Annotated in this window: 13 protein-coding genes; 7 read left to right on the top strand and 6 right to left on the bottom strand. The window is 56.3% G+C overall.

The genetic code is table 11. The features are described from left to right. Nucleotides 1-166: 166 nt before the first annotated feature. On the top strand, nt 167-1,414 hold the full coding sequence (locus ITX55_RS14950; RefSeq protein ID WP_047025275.1) for an ion channel protein: 1,248 nt from the start codon (nt 167-169) through the stop codon (nt 1,412-1,414). Here ITX55_RS14950 and ITX55_RS14945 read toward each other — a convergent pair. After that, the gene (locus tag ITX55_RS14945; RefSeq protein ID WP_019453821.1) at nt 1,411-2,103 is read right to left on the bottom strand and encodes an aspartate/glutamate racemase family protein; all 693 of its coding nucleotides are present in this window, start codon (nt 2,101-2,103) and stop codon (nt 1,411-1,413) included. The two genes, ITX55_RS14950 and ITX55_RS14945, sit on opposite strands and share 4 nt — an antisense overlap. Before the next feature lie 67 nt (nt 2,104-2,170). After that, nucleotides 2,171-2,623 carry a multidrug/biocide efflux PACE transporter gene (locus ITX55_RS14940; protein WP_016926809.1) on the bottom strand — a complete coding sequence of 151 codons (453 nt, stop codon included), beginning with the start codon at nt 2,621-2,623 and terminating at the stop codon, nt 2,171-2,173. A gap of 96 nt (nt 2,624-2,719) precedes the next feature. On the opposite strand from ITX55_RS14940, the gene ITX55_RS14935 reads away from it, so the two are divergent. Next, nucleotides 2,720-3,610 carry a LysR family transcriptional regulator gene (locus tag ITX55_RS14935; RefSeq protein ID WP_108681663.1) on the top strand — a complete coding sequence of 297 codons (891 nt, stop codon included), beginning with the start codon at nt 2,720-2,722 and terminating at the stop codon, nt 3,608-3,610. Here ITX55_RS14935 and ITX55_RS14930 read toward each other — a convergent pair. Continuing rightward, nucleotides 3,586-5,247, bottom strand: coding sequence for an alpha-keto acid decarboxylase family protein (locus tag ITX55_RS14930; RefSeq protein ID WP_182074346.1), 1,662 nt, complete (start codon nt 5,245-5,247; stop codon nt 3,586-3,588). The two genes, ITX55_RS14935 and ITX55_RS14930, sit on opposite strands and share 25 nt — an antisense overlap. A gap of 191 nt (nt 5,248-5,438) precedes the next feature. Between ITX55_RS14930 and mgrA the strand changes: the two genes are divergently transcribed. After that, nucleotides 5,439-6,428, top strand: a complete 990-nt coding sequence (gene mgrA / locus ITX55_RS14925; protein ID WP_108681667.1) for an L-glyceraldehyde 3-phosphate reductase — start codon at nt 5,439-5,441, stop codon at nt 6,426-6,428. Here the strand turns inward: mgrA and ITX55_RS14920 are convergent. After that, complete coding sequence (locus ITX55_RS14920) at nt 6,420-6,653, bottom strand: hypothetical protein (protein WP_127897177.1); 234 nt, start codon at nt 6,651-6,653, stop codon at nt 6,420-6,422. The genes mgrA and ITX55_RS14920 overlap by 9 nt on opposite strands. Here ITX55_RS14920 and ITX55_RS14915 point away from each other — a divergent pair. Then, nucleotides 6,652-7,062, top strand: coding sequence for a DUF2502 domain-containing protein (locus tag ITX55_RS14915; protein WP_046896266.1), 411 nt, complete (start codon nt 6,652-6,654; stop codon nt 7,060-7,062). The genes ITX55_RS14920 and ITX55_RS14915 overlap by 2 nt on opposite strands. Nucleotides 7,063-7,103: 41 nt before the next feature. Here the strand turns inward: ITX55_RS14915 and ITX55_RS14910 are convergent, their stop codons facing one another. Next, nucleotides 7,104-8,339, bottom strand: a complete 1,236-nt coding sequence (locus ITX55_RS14910) for an Nramp family divalent metal transporter (RefSeq protein ID WP_042785141.1) — start codon at nt 8,337-8,339, stop codon at nt 7,104-7,106. A 377-nt stretch (nt 8,340-8,716) separates the two neighbouring features. Between ITX55_RS14910 and ITX55_RS14905 the strand changes: the two genes are divergently transcribed. After that, nucleotides 8,717-9,904: a NupC/NupG family nucleoside CNT transporter gene (locus ITX55_RS14905; RefSeq protein ID WP_004936373.1), complete on the top strand. Its 1,188-nt coding sequence runs from the start codon at nt 8,717-8,719 to the stop codon at nt 9,902-9,904. A gap of 310 nt (nt 9,905-10,214) precedes the next feature. Here the strand turns inward: ITX55_RS14905 and ITX55_RS14900 are convergent, their stop codons facing one another. Beyond that, nucleotides 10,215-11,279 carry a hypothetical protein gene (locus ITX55_RS14900; protein ID WP_046896264.1) on the bottom strand — a complete coding sequence of 355 codons (1,065 nt, stop codon included), beginning with the start codon at nt 11,277-11,279 and terminating at the stop codon, nt 10,215-10,217. 471 nt (nt 11,280-11,750) lie between these two features. Between ITX55_RS14900 and ITX55_RS14895 the strand changes: the two genes are divergently transcribed. Continuing rightward, on the top strand, nt 11,751-12,287 hold the full coding sequence (locus tag ITX55_RS14895) for a fimbrial protein (protein WP_049866699.1): 537 nt from the start codon (nt 11,751-11,753) through the stop codon (nt 12,285-12,287). Between the two features lie 69 nt (nt 12,288-12,356). After that, nucleotides 12,357-13,037, top strand: coding sequence for a molecular chaperone (locus ITX55_RS14890; RefSeq protein ID WP_046896263.1), 681 nt, complete (start codon nt 12,357-12,359; stop codon nt 13,035-13,037). Nucleotide 13,038: the final 1 nt, after the last annotated feature.

The following is a 13,038-nucleotide window of genomic DNA, read 5'->3' as shown; positions in this document are numbered from 1 at the left end:
ATTTGAAACAAATTGCGGCAAAAAACGCGCCGCCGCGACTGTTAACCGTCATCGACGCCGGGCAATATCAATGCGTGCCTGCTCGCCGATAGTCTGGCAAGCTGTGGTCACTGTCCAACCACCTGCTCTCCCTGCCCTGCATGGAGGCATCGACAAGGGATTATCCATGCTGCATCCGCGCGCCAATGCCATGTTGGCCTTTGCTTTGCCTGCGCTGATTATCGGTTCCGCCTCCAGTCTGGTGCTGCTGTTGATGATGAAAGTCGCCGCTACGCTGCAGCAATGGCTGTGGGTGACGCTGCCCGACGCGCTGAGCCTGGACGCCCAGGCACCCTGGTGGCCGCTCGGCATGCTGACGCTGACCGGCGTGGCGGTCGGCCTGATCGTGCGCTATATGCCGGGCCATGCCGGGCCGGATCCGGCGACGGAATCGCTGATCGGCATGCCGCTGCCGCTCTCCGCCCTGCCGGGGCTGGGATTGGCGCTGATCGTCGGCCTGGCCGGCGGCGTCAGCCTGGGGCCGGAGAACCCGATCACCGCCATCAATATCGCGCTGGCGGCGGCGGCGGGGGCGCGCCTGCTGCCTAAGGTGCCGCGCATGGACTGGATCATCCTGGCGGCCGCGGGCACCATCGGCGCGATGTTCGGCACGCCGGTCGCCGCCGCGCTGATCTTCTCGCAAACCCTGGCGGGCAATAACGAAACGCCGCTGTGGGATCGGCTGTTCGCCCCGCTGGTGGCCGCCGCCGCCGGCGCGGTCACCACCCAGCTGTTCTTCGTGCCCAATTTCGCCCTGCAGCTCGACGCCTACGACGTAACGCGACTGCCGGACATCTTCAGCGGCGCCATCGTGGCGCTGATCGCCATCGCGCTCGGCATGGTGGCGCTGTGGTGCTTCCCGCACGTTCACCGCCTGTTCCATTCGATGAAGAATCCGGTGTTGATGCTAGGACTGGGGGGCTTTGTGCTGGGCCTGCTGGCGCTGGTGGGCGGTGAGATTACCCTGTTCAAAGGGCTGGATGAAATGAAGCGCCTCGCGGCAGACGGCAACTATTCGGTGCCGGCGCTGTTGGCCGTTACCCTGACCAAGCTGGCGGCGCTGGTGATCGCCGCCGCCTGCGGCTTTCGCGGCGGGCGCATCTTCCCGGCGGTGTTCGTCGGCGTGGCGCTGGGGCTGATGCTGCATCAGCACGTTCCGGCGGTGCCGGCGGCGATCACCGTCTCCTGCGCCATCATGGGGCTGGTGCTGGTGGTCACGCGCGACGGCTGGCTCAGCCTGTTTATGGCAGTGGCGGTGGTGCCGGATCTGCACCTGTTGCCGATCTTGTGCATCGTGATGCTGCCCGCCTGGCTGGCGCTGGCGGGCAAACCCTTGATGCTGGTGAACCGCCGGCAACCGCCGCACGACGATTAGGCCAGCGCGAACGCCGCGGCGGCGCGAGCGTGGATCGCGGTGGTGTCGAACACCGGCACCGAGGCATCCCGCTCGCTCACCAGCAACCCTATCTCGGTGCAGCCGAAAATAATCCCCTGCGCGCCCTGTTGTTCCAGATCGCTGATGATCCGGCGATACTCGTCGCGCGAGGCGTCGCGAATTTTGCCGAGGCAGAGTTCGTCATAGATGATGCGGTGCACGATGTCACGATCGGCGCTGACCGGCGTCACCACATCGATGCCGTGCAATTCCTGCAGGCGGCCGCGGTAGAAGGTCTGCTCCATGGTAAAACGCGTGCCCAGCAGCCCGACGCGGCGAATGTTTTTCTCCCGCACCTGCAGCGCCGTGGCATCGGCGATGTGAATCAGCGGCAGGCCGCTGGCCTGCTCGACCGCCTCCGCCACCTTGTGCATGGTGTTGGTGCAGATCACGATAGCTTCGGCGCCGGCGGCGCGCAAAGCCACGGCGGCGGCGGCCAGCAGCCGGCCGGCGCCATCCCAATCGCCCTGGTGCTGCAAGCGTTCAACCTCCTGAAAATCGACGCTGTAGAGCACGATTTTGGCCGAATGCAGCCCGCCGAGGCGCGCCTTTACCTGCTCGTTGATGGTGCGGTAATACGGAATGGTGGATTCCCAACTCATGCCGCCCAGCAGACCCAACACTTTCATCCTTCATTCCTCAGCATTTTCCGACGATCCTCTGACCTTACCTGAGAATCGCCGGGCTGACGACGCCTTATTTGGCGCCGGAATTGATCGGCTGGCGCGCTTCGAACCAGCGCTGGCGCAGCGTGTCGTACAGCCAGTTGTAGGCCATGGTGTACGGCAGGAAGAACAGGAAGAAACCGATTTCCAGCATAAACGCCTGCGCCCAGGAAATGCTCAGCATCCAGGCGGCGATCGGCACGCCGATCAGAATAAAACCGGCTTCAAAGCCGACGGCGTGCAGCGCACGCACCTTCAGGTTACGCACCACCCGGCTGACCGGCCACAGGCGGTCGAACACCGTGTTGTAAACCATGTTCCACAGCATCGCGACGGTGGACAGCATCACCGCCAACGCACCGACCTGCACCATTGAGCGGTTCAGCAGCCACGCGCCCAGCGGGGCGCAAACCATCACGGCGATGGCCTCGAAACCGACGGCGTGGACGATACGTTCAATGAGAGACTTGTTTTGCAGTTGCATACATCACCTTTTTTTCAACAGTTGTTGCGAAAGCCAGGTGATTATCATCGCTTTTTTGGGTAGATTAAAAATAGGTTCCATCTATAAAGTAGATATATGCACTATTCACCGGAAGCGTTACAGGCGTTCGTTGAAGCCGCCGCCCTCGGCTCATTTTCCGCCGCCGCGCGCAAGCTGCGCAAAAGCCAATCCACCGTCAGCACCGCCATCGCCAATCTGGAAGCCGACCTGGCATTGACGCTGTTCGATCGCAGCGCGCGCCAACCGGTGCTCACCGCTGCCGGCCGCAAGGTGCTGGGGCACGTGCAGGAGATCCTCGCCGCCAGCGAGCGGCTCGACGCGCTGAGCATTCAGCTGGCGGGCAATGTCGAACCGCGCCTGAGCATGGTATTTTCCGATACCTACCAACCGAAGCATCACGACAGCCTGATGCAGCGGTTTGAACAACGTTACCCGGAGATTGAGCTGGAATGGATGATCGCCGAGGAAGGCGACGTCATCGATCTGCTGCAAAGCGGCCGCGCACAGCTGGGCATGGTGGAAGTGCAAAAAACCTATCCGCCGGATATCGCCTTCTCCCGCCTGCCTGAGCAGACCGAAATGGGGTTGTTCGTCGCCCATCAGCATCCGCTGGCGCAGGTCGCCGCGCCGACCCCGGAGCAATTATCCAGCACCCGTCAGCTGATCCTGAACACTTACACCGGCGCCGAAGCGGCCAGACAAGGCGGGCTGGTCTGGTCGGCGCCCAGCTATCTGCTGTTGCTGGAGATGGCGGAACAGGGATTCGGTTGGGCGGTGCTGCCGCACTGGCTGGTGCAACAATACGGCCACGGCAGGCTCACCCAGCTGCGCCCGCGCGGCTGGCCCAAACTGATTTCGGTGGATGCGGTATGGTCCAAACTGACCCCGCCGGGCCCGGCGGGGTACTGGATGCTGGAGCGATTGCTGGAAGACGACGCGGCTCAGGCGGCGGCGTTGCGCGACTGAATAACGCGCGAGATCGTATCGAGCAGTTCGGGAATATCCATCTTCGGCAGCATCACTTCGATGAAAGCCAGCCGGTCGCCCTGCGCCGCCTCACTCAGCGCCTGGCGCAGCGCCTCCGGCTGACTGACCCGCAACGCCGTCACCGGCCGCCCACCGGCCAATGCCGTTGGCAGCTGCGTCCAGTTCCACCGGGCGATGTCGTTGTAACTCTGCTCCGGCCCGTGGATAGCGCGTTCAATCGTGTAGCCCTGATTATTCAGCACGAAGATCACCGGTTTAAGCCCGTCGCGCAGCATCGATCCCAGCTCCTGCACGGTCAATTGCGCGGCGCCGTCGCCGATCAACAGCACCACCCGGCGCTGTGGTTCGGCGGTTTGCACCCCGAAAGTCGCCGGTAAGGTATAGCCGATCGAGCCCCAGAGCGACTGCACGATCATCCGGCTGCCGCGCGGCAGCGTCAAGGTCGCGGCGCCGAAACAGGCCGTGCCCTGCTCGGCCAGCACGATATCCCCCGGCCGCAGGAAATCCTGTATCTGCCGCCAGAAGGCGTGCTGATCCAACCCTTCCCCATCGCCTTCCAGCAGCGCCGGACGGCCGATCGTCGGCAACGGCCAGCGCGACGCCAGCGACAGAGTCAGGCGGTGCAGCGCCTGCACGGCGGCGCACATCGGGATGCGGCTGAACCGTTGACGACCGACCCAGGCTTCGAACGGTTGGATATCGATGCATTTTTCCGCCGGCAGATGATGCGTGAATCCTCCGGTAATGGTGTCGGTGAGACGCACGCCAACGGTGATCACGACATCGGCATTTTCAATCAGCGCTTTGGTCGCCGCAGCGCTGGCGCCGCCGCTGTAGGTGCCGACAAAACCGTCGCGGTTCTCATCCAGCACGCCCTTGCCGAGCAGCAGCGTGGCGTGCGGGATAGCCACCTCCTGCATCCAGTTATCCAGCGCCGTTTCAACACCAAAGCGGTCCGCCAGAAAGTCCGCCAACAATGACACTTGCCGCGCCGATTGCAGCTTTTCACGCGCTGCGGCGATAAACGCCTGCAATGCGCTCCGCGACAGCCTGGCCTGGCGCAGCATCAGCGGCGCCGGTTTGGCCGGCAGCGGCGCTTCCGCTACGTCGCTGGGCAGCATCAGATAAACCGGACGATGCTCCAGCAAGGCGGCATCGATCAGGCGGTCAATCTCCCTGGCGGCGTTGTCGGCGGTCAGGTTGGCCTGTGCGACGCTGACTTCTTTGGCTATCCGCGCAAAGTGAGTGAAGTCGCCATCGCCCAGCGAATGGTGCAGCAAATCGCCGGCGCGCTGGGCACGCTGCGCCGGTGTGCCCACCACGTGGATCACCGGCAGGTATTCGGCATAACTGCCGGCCACGCCGTTCAGCGCGCTCAGCTCCCCGACGCCGAAGGTGGTGAGCAGCGCCGCGGCCGGTTTGCAACGCGCATAGCCGTCGGCGGCGTAGGCGGCGTTCAGTTCGTTGGCGCAGCCTACCCAGGTGATTTGCGGATGAGCGATGACGTGATCGAGGAATTGCAGGTTGTAATCCCCCGGCACGCCGAAGACGTGGCGGATGCCAATCTGGGCCAGACGATCGAGCAGATAATCGGCCACCGTGTAGATCTGAGTCATGATCATCACCTGTCTGCAGCTGAAGCGATTATCTTTAAGTATCGAAGATGCCGGTTAATTTTCGAACAGCGCTTTCCGTGTCGAGCGGCAACCTGGCGTTACATGCCGGCCTTGTGATCGCCCCCTCGACGGCACGTTGTGAAAACGCATACACTCAAAACACGCCACTTCTTCGCCGACAAAGGATCACGATGTCCTACTCAGCCTCCCCCTCGCGTTATCAAGATATGGAATACCGGCGCTGCGGCCGCAGCGGATTGAAGCTGCCCGCCGTCTCGCTCGGGCTATGGCACAACTTTGGCGACGCCACGCGGTACGACAACGCCCGCGCCCTGATCCGCTGCGCCTTCGATCGCGGCATAACCCACTTCGATCTGGCCAACAACTACGGCCCGCCGCCCGGCGCCGCCGAGGAAAACTTTGGCCGCATTCTCAACGCCGATCTGCGGGCCTGGCGCGACGAGCTGATCGTCTCATCCAAAGCCGGTTACACCATGTGGCCCGGCCCCTACGGCGATTGGGGCTCGAAAAAGTACCTGGTCGCCAGCCTCGATCAGAGCCTCAGGCGCATGGGATTGGAGTATGTGGATATCTTTTATCACCATCGGCCGGACCCGGACACGCCGCTGGAAGAAACCATGGCGGCGCTGGATCTGTTGGTGCGCCAGGGCAAAGCGCTGTATGTCGGTTTGTCCAACTACCCGGCCGAGCGCGCGCGCCAGGCGTTCGACATCCTGCAGCGGCTCGGTACGCCGTGCGTGATCCACCAGCCCAAGTATTCGATGTTTGAACGCGGGCCGGAGGCGGAATTGCTGGATACGCTGGCGGATCATGGCGTCGGCGCGATCGCCTTCTCCCCGCTGGCGGGCGGCCTGCTGACCGATCGTTATCTGCACGGCGTCCCGCAAGATTCCCGTGCCGCCAGCGGCAGCCGTTTCCTGCAGCCGGAACAGCTGACCGCCGACCGACTGGACAAGGTGCGCCGCCTCGATGCGCTGGCGCGGCAACGCGGGCAGAAGCTGTCGCAGATGGCGCTGGCCTGGGTGCTGCGCGGCGATCGCGTCACCTCGGTGCTGATCGGCGCCAGCAAGACTGCGCAGATAGAAGACGCGGTGGGCATGCTGGCCAATCGTCACTTCACTGAAGAAGAGCTTGCGCAGATCGAGAACATTTTATTGTAATCGCTTACAAATTCCGCCGCTCAATTGAGCGGCGATGCCCCAGAAAAATCTCAAATCTCGACCTCCGGCGCCCTTTTCAGAGTGGCTCTCAGATTCAACCCCATGCGCCGGCGCTATGATGCCGATATTGCAGTAAAAATAACGATAAGGCCGTTTTTTAAACTGATGAACGCGCTTCATAAAGTGATCAACGGCCAGGCCGCGCAAGCGGAAAGGAGAAGTCATGTTTAAACCTCTGCTCTTGGCCGCCATCTTGGCGGCGACGGTACTGCCCGCCGCACAGCAGGCGCACGCCGAAGGGATCAGCATCGATCTGATGCCGGGCGTTTCATTGCGCATCGGCGATCAGGACAATCGCGGCCGTTACTGGGACGGTTACGACTGGCGCGATCGCGACTGGTGGCAAGGCCATCAGGGACGCTATCTCGGCGATCGCAGCCCGCGCGGCTATTACTGGGATGGCTATCGCTGGCGCGACCGCGACTACTGGCGCAAATATTACTACTCGCGCGACGGGCGCTATTACAAATGCGACCATCATTGCGACAAGCATTACTGGAAGAAAGAGAAAAAACACCACCACGATCATGACCGCGATCGCTGGCGCCGCCACGGCGATGACGACCGCGATTAACGACAACGGGCCGGCGCAACGCCGGCCCGCACTGTTTTCGCCTACAGCACACTGCCGATCAGCAAGTAGCCATTCAACCCCACCACCACCAACACGATCAGCTTGCCCAGGTTTTGCACCACGGGGCCGTTAACCATCTCCCCCATCAGCGCCCGATTGCCGGTGAAAGCCAGCAGCGGCACCAGCGCCAGCGCAATGCCGAAGCTGAGCAGCACCTGGCTCAGCACCAGAATGCGCGTGGCGTCCACTCCCAGCATGATGACGATAAACGACGGCAGCATGGTCACCGCTCGGCGCAGCCACAGCGGGATATGGAAATGCACGAACCCTTGCATCACCACCTGCCCCGCCAGCGTGCCCACCACGGTGGAAGAAAGACCGGCGGCCACCAGGCTCAGGCCAAACACGGTGGCGGCGGCTTGCCCGAGCAGCGGTTGCAGCGTCAGATAGGCCACGTCAAGATCGGCGATGCCGCTGTGGCCGCTGAAATGAAACGCGGCGGCGGCAGTGGCCATCATCGCCAGGTTAACGAAACCGGCGATGGTCATGGCGACGGCGACGTCGACTTTGGTGGCGGCATAGCGCTCCGCCTTATCGTGCTCACCGCCAACTTGGGTGAGCGACGAATGCAGATAGATCACGTGCGGCATGATGGTGGCACCCAATACCCCGGCGGCCAGGAATACCGCGTCGCCGTTGGGCAAATCGGGCAACGCCATGCCTTTCAGCAGCGGCGCAAGCTGCGGCTGGGAAAACGCCAGCTCGACGATGTAAGCGGCGGCGACGAACAGCAGCAGGCCGCCGATCACCCATTCCAGCGGCTTTTGTCCACGCTTTTGCAGCATCAGAATTAAAAAGGTGGCGATGCCGGTCAGCACCGCGCCCTGCAACAAGGAGACGCCGAGCAGCAGTTTGAAGCCGATCGCCGCGCCGATGAATTCGGCCAGATCGGTCGCCATGGCGATAATCTCCGCCTGAACCCAATAGGCCCATACCGCCGGCCGCGGAAAGCGATCGCGAATATGCTCGGCCAGGTTTTTTCCGGTGGCGATCCCCAGCTTGGCGGACAACAGCTGGATCAGCATCGCCATCACGTTGGCCCAGACCACGACCCACAACAGGCTATAGCCGAACGAGGCGCCGGCCTGGATATTGGTGGCGAAGTTGCCGGGGTCGATGTAGCCGATAGCGGCGATGAAGGCGGGCCCCATCAGCGAGAGTTTGATTTTTCTGGCGGAGCGACCGGAGGTGGTTTCAACCACGCGACTGTTCAGCATATGTTGAACCCTTACTGAAATTACGTTTATCTCCACTCTATATAAATGATAATAATTATCAAGCGCATTTAGAGTGGTAAAACTTATCTCTGCAATAGCCAACATTAACGGTTTTATCGAAGGGTTCGACACCGTACTTGCCGATTTCCGTGCTTTTGGGTTGGGATTTTGGCTGCAATACCCCTGAAAGACAGGTTAGCACAAGAATACGAATTTCCTATGTCTGAGTTAACATCTTGATTTTTTATGCTTTTGCGCAACACTTTAGGAGAACTCCCACTATGATTTTCCATATTTGCAATAGAAGTCTCGTTTTTAAACGTAGCGTTACATAAAATGACAGCCGAAATTCAGCCTGCCTCAAATTTGGAGCAAACATGTCCCATATTGCGCACTTTGCGTTGGCGATAGTGGTGGTGGCGATCCTGGCCCTGTTGGTGTGCCGCGATCGCAAAAGCATCCGCATTCGCTATGTTATTCAATTATTGGTTATCGAAGTACTGCTGGCCTACTTTTTCCTGCATTCGGAAGCGGGTTTGGGCTTCGTAAAAGGATTCGCCGCGCTGTTTGACAAACTGCTCGGGTTTGCGGGACAAGGGACTGATTTCGTGTTCGGCGGCATGGGCGACAAAGGCCTGGCGTTCTTCTTCCTGAAGGTGCTGTGCCCGATCGTCTTCATTTCGGCGCTGATCGGTATTCTGCAGTACATCAAAGTGCTGCCTTTCATCATCCGCATTATCGGTACCGTGCTGTCGAAAGTGAACGGCATGGGCAAGCTGGAGTCGTTCAACGCCGTCAGCTCGCTGATCCTGGGCCAATCCGAAAACTTCATCGCCTACAAGGATATCCTGGGCAAGATGTCGGAAAAGCGCATGTACACCATGGCGGCTACCGCGATGTCTACGGTGTCCATGTCCATCGTCGGCGCCTACATGACCATGCTGGACGCCAAGTTCGTGGTGGCGGCGCTGGTACTGAACATGTTCAGCACCTTTATCGTGCTGTCGTTGGTCAACCCGTACGACACCAATAAAGAAGAAGAGCTGCACCTCGGCAACCTGCACGAAGGCCAGAGCTTCTTTGAAATGCTGGGCGAATACATCCTGGCCGGCTTCAAAGTAGCGATTATCGTCGCCGCGATGCTGATTGGTTTCATCGCCCTGATCGCCGCGCTTAACGGCGTGTTCAGCGCCATCTTCGGCCTGAGCTTCCAGGAAATCCTCGGCTACTTCTTCTATCCGTTCGCCTGGATCATGGGTATTCCTAAGCACGAAGCCCTGCAGGTCGGCAGCATCATGGCCACCAAGCTGGTTTCCAACGAATTCGTGGCCATGATGGAACTGCAGAAAGTCTCTGCCGAGCTGTCGCCGCGCAGTCTGGGGATCCTGTCGGTGTTCCTGGTGTCCTTCGCCAACTTCTCTTCCATCGGCATCGTGGCCGGCGCGATCAAGGGCCTGAACGAACACCAGGGCAACGTAGTGTCCCGCTTCGGTCTGAAGCTGGTCTACGGCTCTACGCTGGTCAGCATCCTGTCCGCTTCCATCGCGGGTCTGGTGCTGGGCTAAGCCTGAAATTTACAGCAATGATAAGGCGCCTGCAGGCGCCTTTTTTATTATTCTTCAGCCCTTAGTAACTCGTCCTTCCGCAAAGCGGAAGTCAATCTCAAAATCGGTTAGCGCCAAGCCATAACGCCGCTTATGCCGGTTTATATACAAAGGCAACGCGTTGAAAGAATCGCTTCTCCCGTTAATTTAGAGCCTGCGCGTTCCCATATCGCAATGAGATAAACGCTATATCATTGCAATGGCGATGAGCACATCCTTTCGGCTATGGACAAGGCGTGTCTTTATTCTGAGTTGATTTTATGAAATAACGTTAGTTGAAGGAATTCGCTAACAGCGTTGTAATTTCCTCAGAAATAATTGGCGACGCGTTGTAATAAGAATCTACACTTTCAACAACCACGATTTTTTTATTATCCTCACTCGCCGTCCAACAGGGTACGACCGCCAAGGTTCCTTCCGCATAGGAAAAGGAAGAGATAATGGTAAACAATGATTCGGATATAATGTCCAACTTCCTGCGATCACAATAAGCATCAATATCTAAACTTCGCATCAGCAAGTCAGCGGATTGCGGGACATGCACATCAGCCCCCACTCTAATGACAGTCCCATCAACAGAAGGGACAACCCATAGGTTGTACTCTTTTTCCGTTATCAGTATCGGCGAGAGAAGATTTCCCACCGAGTGGGAAAGATAATAATCTCTAAATACCCGATTCACGGCAGGGCAAACTTGATAAATTGAACTTATCTCATTGATCTTATAGCCATTTGTGAATTTTATAATAGTGTCATATATACGCTTGTTTTCATCAAAAAAAATCACACCACTTTCAATGCTGTTTAAGTCTCCAATGTTTTTGTTTCTAAAAACATTGACACTGGTAAAGAACGCCAGCTCATCCTGAAAGTAGGAAAAAATCTCTGCCGTGTTTAGCAGAATGGAGTCATAACTCACAAAAACAGATTTGTTTTTGCAGTTAATGAAAGAGGGAAAATTGATGGCCCCATCATCACCACAATTCTGCACCTCATAGGGCAAGTCATGCTGTTCGTAAAGGCGGGCAAGATGAGCGACTTCTGATCTTTCGATAATACGAATCATTTTCTCTTTTCTGCCAAACTCTCCGCTGGAGGACAGAATAAACTTTTCCCACATCCATTGTGACTGCGTGGAAAAACGGCTGAGGCGTTGATTATTCTCGTGAATGCGTCGCCACAGACAATGATTTCCAAAGGAGGTTTTAAAGTCATCATAATCACTGTCATCAAGGAAGAAATCGACGGAAATTCCTTTTCTGGCGCAAGCCAGGGCCGTCATTACCGCAGTTACCCCGCCGCCACCCACAATTGCGATATTTTTATTTTTTTTCATGGATAACCTCATCCAATAGTAACGAAACACTAACAATAGTTTCTTCAAGAAAACAACATCAATGTCAATAGATACAAACAGTCAACATTAATTAGCATATTAACTATCACGCAGTTAATCAGAATATAAAACTATTCACGTTGCTGAAATTTGAGATGAATTCGCAATCACTTAGCATAAAAAACCATATGTGTAGAATTATACTCTAAAAATATCGATATTGGCGCACATTAAGACTGCTGATTTTTTTTCATGTAGACTGAATTTCATTAACAAATCACACCCGCAAGGAGGTCTAGTGACAGAATAAAAATCCAATAAAAAAACAAAAACAAGAATGTTATAAGAACTTAACATGTTAATGATGGCATCAATCACCTGAAAAGAGGGGGTTTATCACCCATTTACATATGATAGCGTGATGGTTGAAAATTTATAATTTACGCGCAGTTACTATACAAGGATATTTATATGAATAAGCATATGCAGAGATCCCTACTGCTTGCCGGCATTCCTTTGGCAATGTCCGTCATTGCCACAGCTACCGCAGCAGACGGCACCATAAACTTTACCGGTAATGTCACCGACCAAACCTGCACAGTTGAAGCAGGCAGTGCCAACCAAACCATTCCAATGGGCAACATCAGCGCTAAGGCATTCAAGACCGCTGGCGATACCGCTCTGCCGACAAAATTCAGCATTGCCTTAGCCGGCTGCCCTGAATCGGTAACAAAAGCGTCGGTAAAATTCGACGGCGCATACGCACAAGGCAATTCGACATTGTTGTCACTCAATGCGGAGAAAGGCGTGGCCACGGGTCTTGGCGTAGCCATCTATGAGGCCGATGGCACCACGCAAATTCCAATGGCTTCATTTTCTACAGCGCAGAGTGTGCAAAAAGATATCAGCAATGTCTTTACCTATGTCGCGAAATACATGGCGACATCAGACACCGTCACCGTCGGACCGGCGAATGCCACGACACAATTCAGCATCTCTTATAACTGATCATCTTAGTCTATCAGGTCAGCAAATATTGCCGGCCTGATAGCACGCGCCATCAAGGACGGCTTGCTTATGAAACAGAGTAAATATTATTTGCTGGCAATATTATTTTTTTCATACGGCGCCTCGGCAAGCGTAACGCTAGGCGGTACTCGTATCGTATACGAAGAAAGTAAAAAAGAAGCGAACATTTCAGTCAGTAATCAAGATAAAAATAGCCCCGTACTTATTCAAACATGGGTAGAAAGTTTCTCATCTGACGATAAAAAAGAGGTTCCATTTATTGTTACGCCCCCCTTATTCAGGTTGGAGGCAGAGCAAGAGAACATCCTTAGAATTATTTATTCTGGAGATAACCTGCCGCAGCATAAAGAATCAATATATTGGTTAAGCGTAAGATCGATACCATCAACCCAAAAATCAAAAGAGAACAAGTTACTCATTACCGTTCAAAACAGAATAAAAATATTTTACAGGCCTAAACATCTATCAAAAGATGAAGCCATTGACGCCTACAAAAAAATTCGTTTCTCACTGAAAGGAAAAACCTTAGAGGCAAAAAACCCAACGCCATTCCACGTCTCTTTTTACTCTGTAAGCATCGATGGTAAAGAAGTGAAAGAGGCCGACATGATTGCGCCGCAGAGCACTAAGAAGTGGTTATTGCCAAAAGAAATTCATGGTAAAGAAATAAGATGGCAAGCGATCAATGATTATGGGGGAATAACTCAGGCGATAAGCGCACCACTATAGT

Origin of the sequence: Serratia sp. EWG9 (genome assembly GCF_019913725.1) — a bacterium.
GTDB classification, from domain to species: Bacteria; Pseudomonadota; Gammaproteobacteria; order Enterobacterales; family Enterobacteriaceae; genus Serratia; species Serratia ureilytica.
Note: the sequence above shows the minus strand (reverse complement) of the source record. Positions and strands in the feature narration are given on the sequence as shown.

What these genes read in the sequence shown, in the direction of transcription:
- ITX55_RS14950 (WP_047025275.1), top strand. Translation starts at nt 167, where the DNA reads ATGCTGCATCCGCGCGCCAATGCCATGTTGGCCTTTGCTTTGCCTGCG.
- ITX55_RS14945 (WP_019453821.1), bottom strand. Translation starts at nt 2,103, where the DNA reads ATGAAAGTGTTGGGTCTGCTGGGCGGCATGAGTTGGGAATCCACCATT.
- ITX55_RS14940 (WP_016926809.1), bottom strand. Translation starts at nt 2,623, where the DNA reads ATGCAACTGCAAAACAAGTCTCTCATTGAACGTATCGTCCACGCCGTC.
- ITX55_RS14935 (WP_108681663.1), top strand. Translation starts at nt 2,720, where the DNA reads ATGCACTATTCACCGGAAGCGTTACAGGCGTTCGTTGAAGCCGCCGCC.
- ITX55_RS14930 (WP_182074346.1), bottom strand. Translation starts at nt 5,247, where the DNA reads ATGACTCAGATCTACACGGTGGCCGATTATCTGCTCGATCGTCTGGCC.
- mgrA (WP_108681667.1), top strand. Translation starts at nt 5,439, where the DNA reads ATGTCCTACTCAGCCTCCCCCTCGCGTTATCAAGATATGGAATACCGG.
- ITX55_RS14915 (WP_046896266.1), top strand. Translation starts at nt 6,652, where the DNA reads ATGTTTAAACCTCTGCTCTTGGCCGCCATCTTGGCGGCGACGGTACTG.
- ITX55_RS14920 (WP_127897177.1), bottom strand. Translation starts at nt 6,653, where the DNA reads ATGACTTCTCCTTTCCGCTTGCGCGGCCTGGCCGTTGATCACTTTATG.
- ITX55_RS14910 (WP_042785141.1), bottom strand. Translation starts at nt 8,339, where the DNA reads ATGCTGAACAGTCGCGTGGTTGAAACCACCTCCGGTCGCTCCGCCAGA.
- ITX55_RS14905 (WP_004936373.1), top strand. Translation starts at nt 8,717, where the DNA reads ATGTCCCATATTGCGCACTTTGCGTTGGCGATAGTGGTGGTGGCGATC.
- ITX55_RS14900 (WP_046896264.1), bottom strand. Translation starts at nt 11,279, where the DNA reads ATGAAAAAAAATAAAAATATCGCAATTGTGGGTGGCGGCGGGGTAACT.
- ITX55_RS14895 (WP_049866699.1), top strand. Translation starts at nt 11,751, where the DNA reads ATGAATAAGCATATGCAGAGATCCCTACTGCTTGCCGGCATTCCTTTG.
- ITX55_RS14890 (WP_046896263.1), top strand. Translation starts at nt 12,357, where the DNA reads ATGAAACAGAGTAAATATTATTTGCTGGCAATATTATTTTTTTCATAC.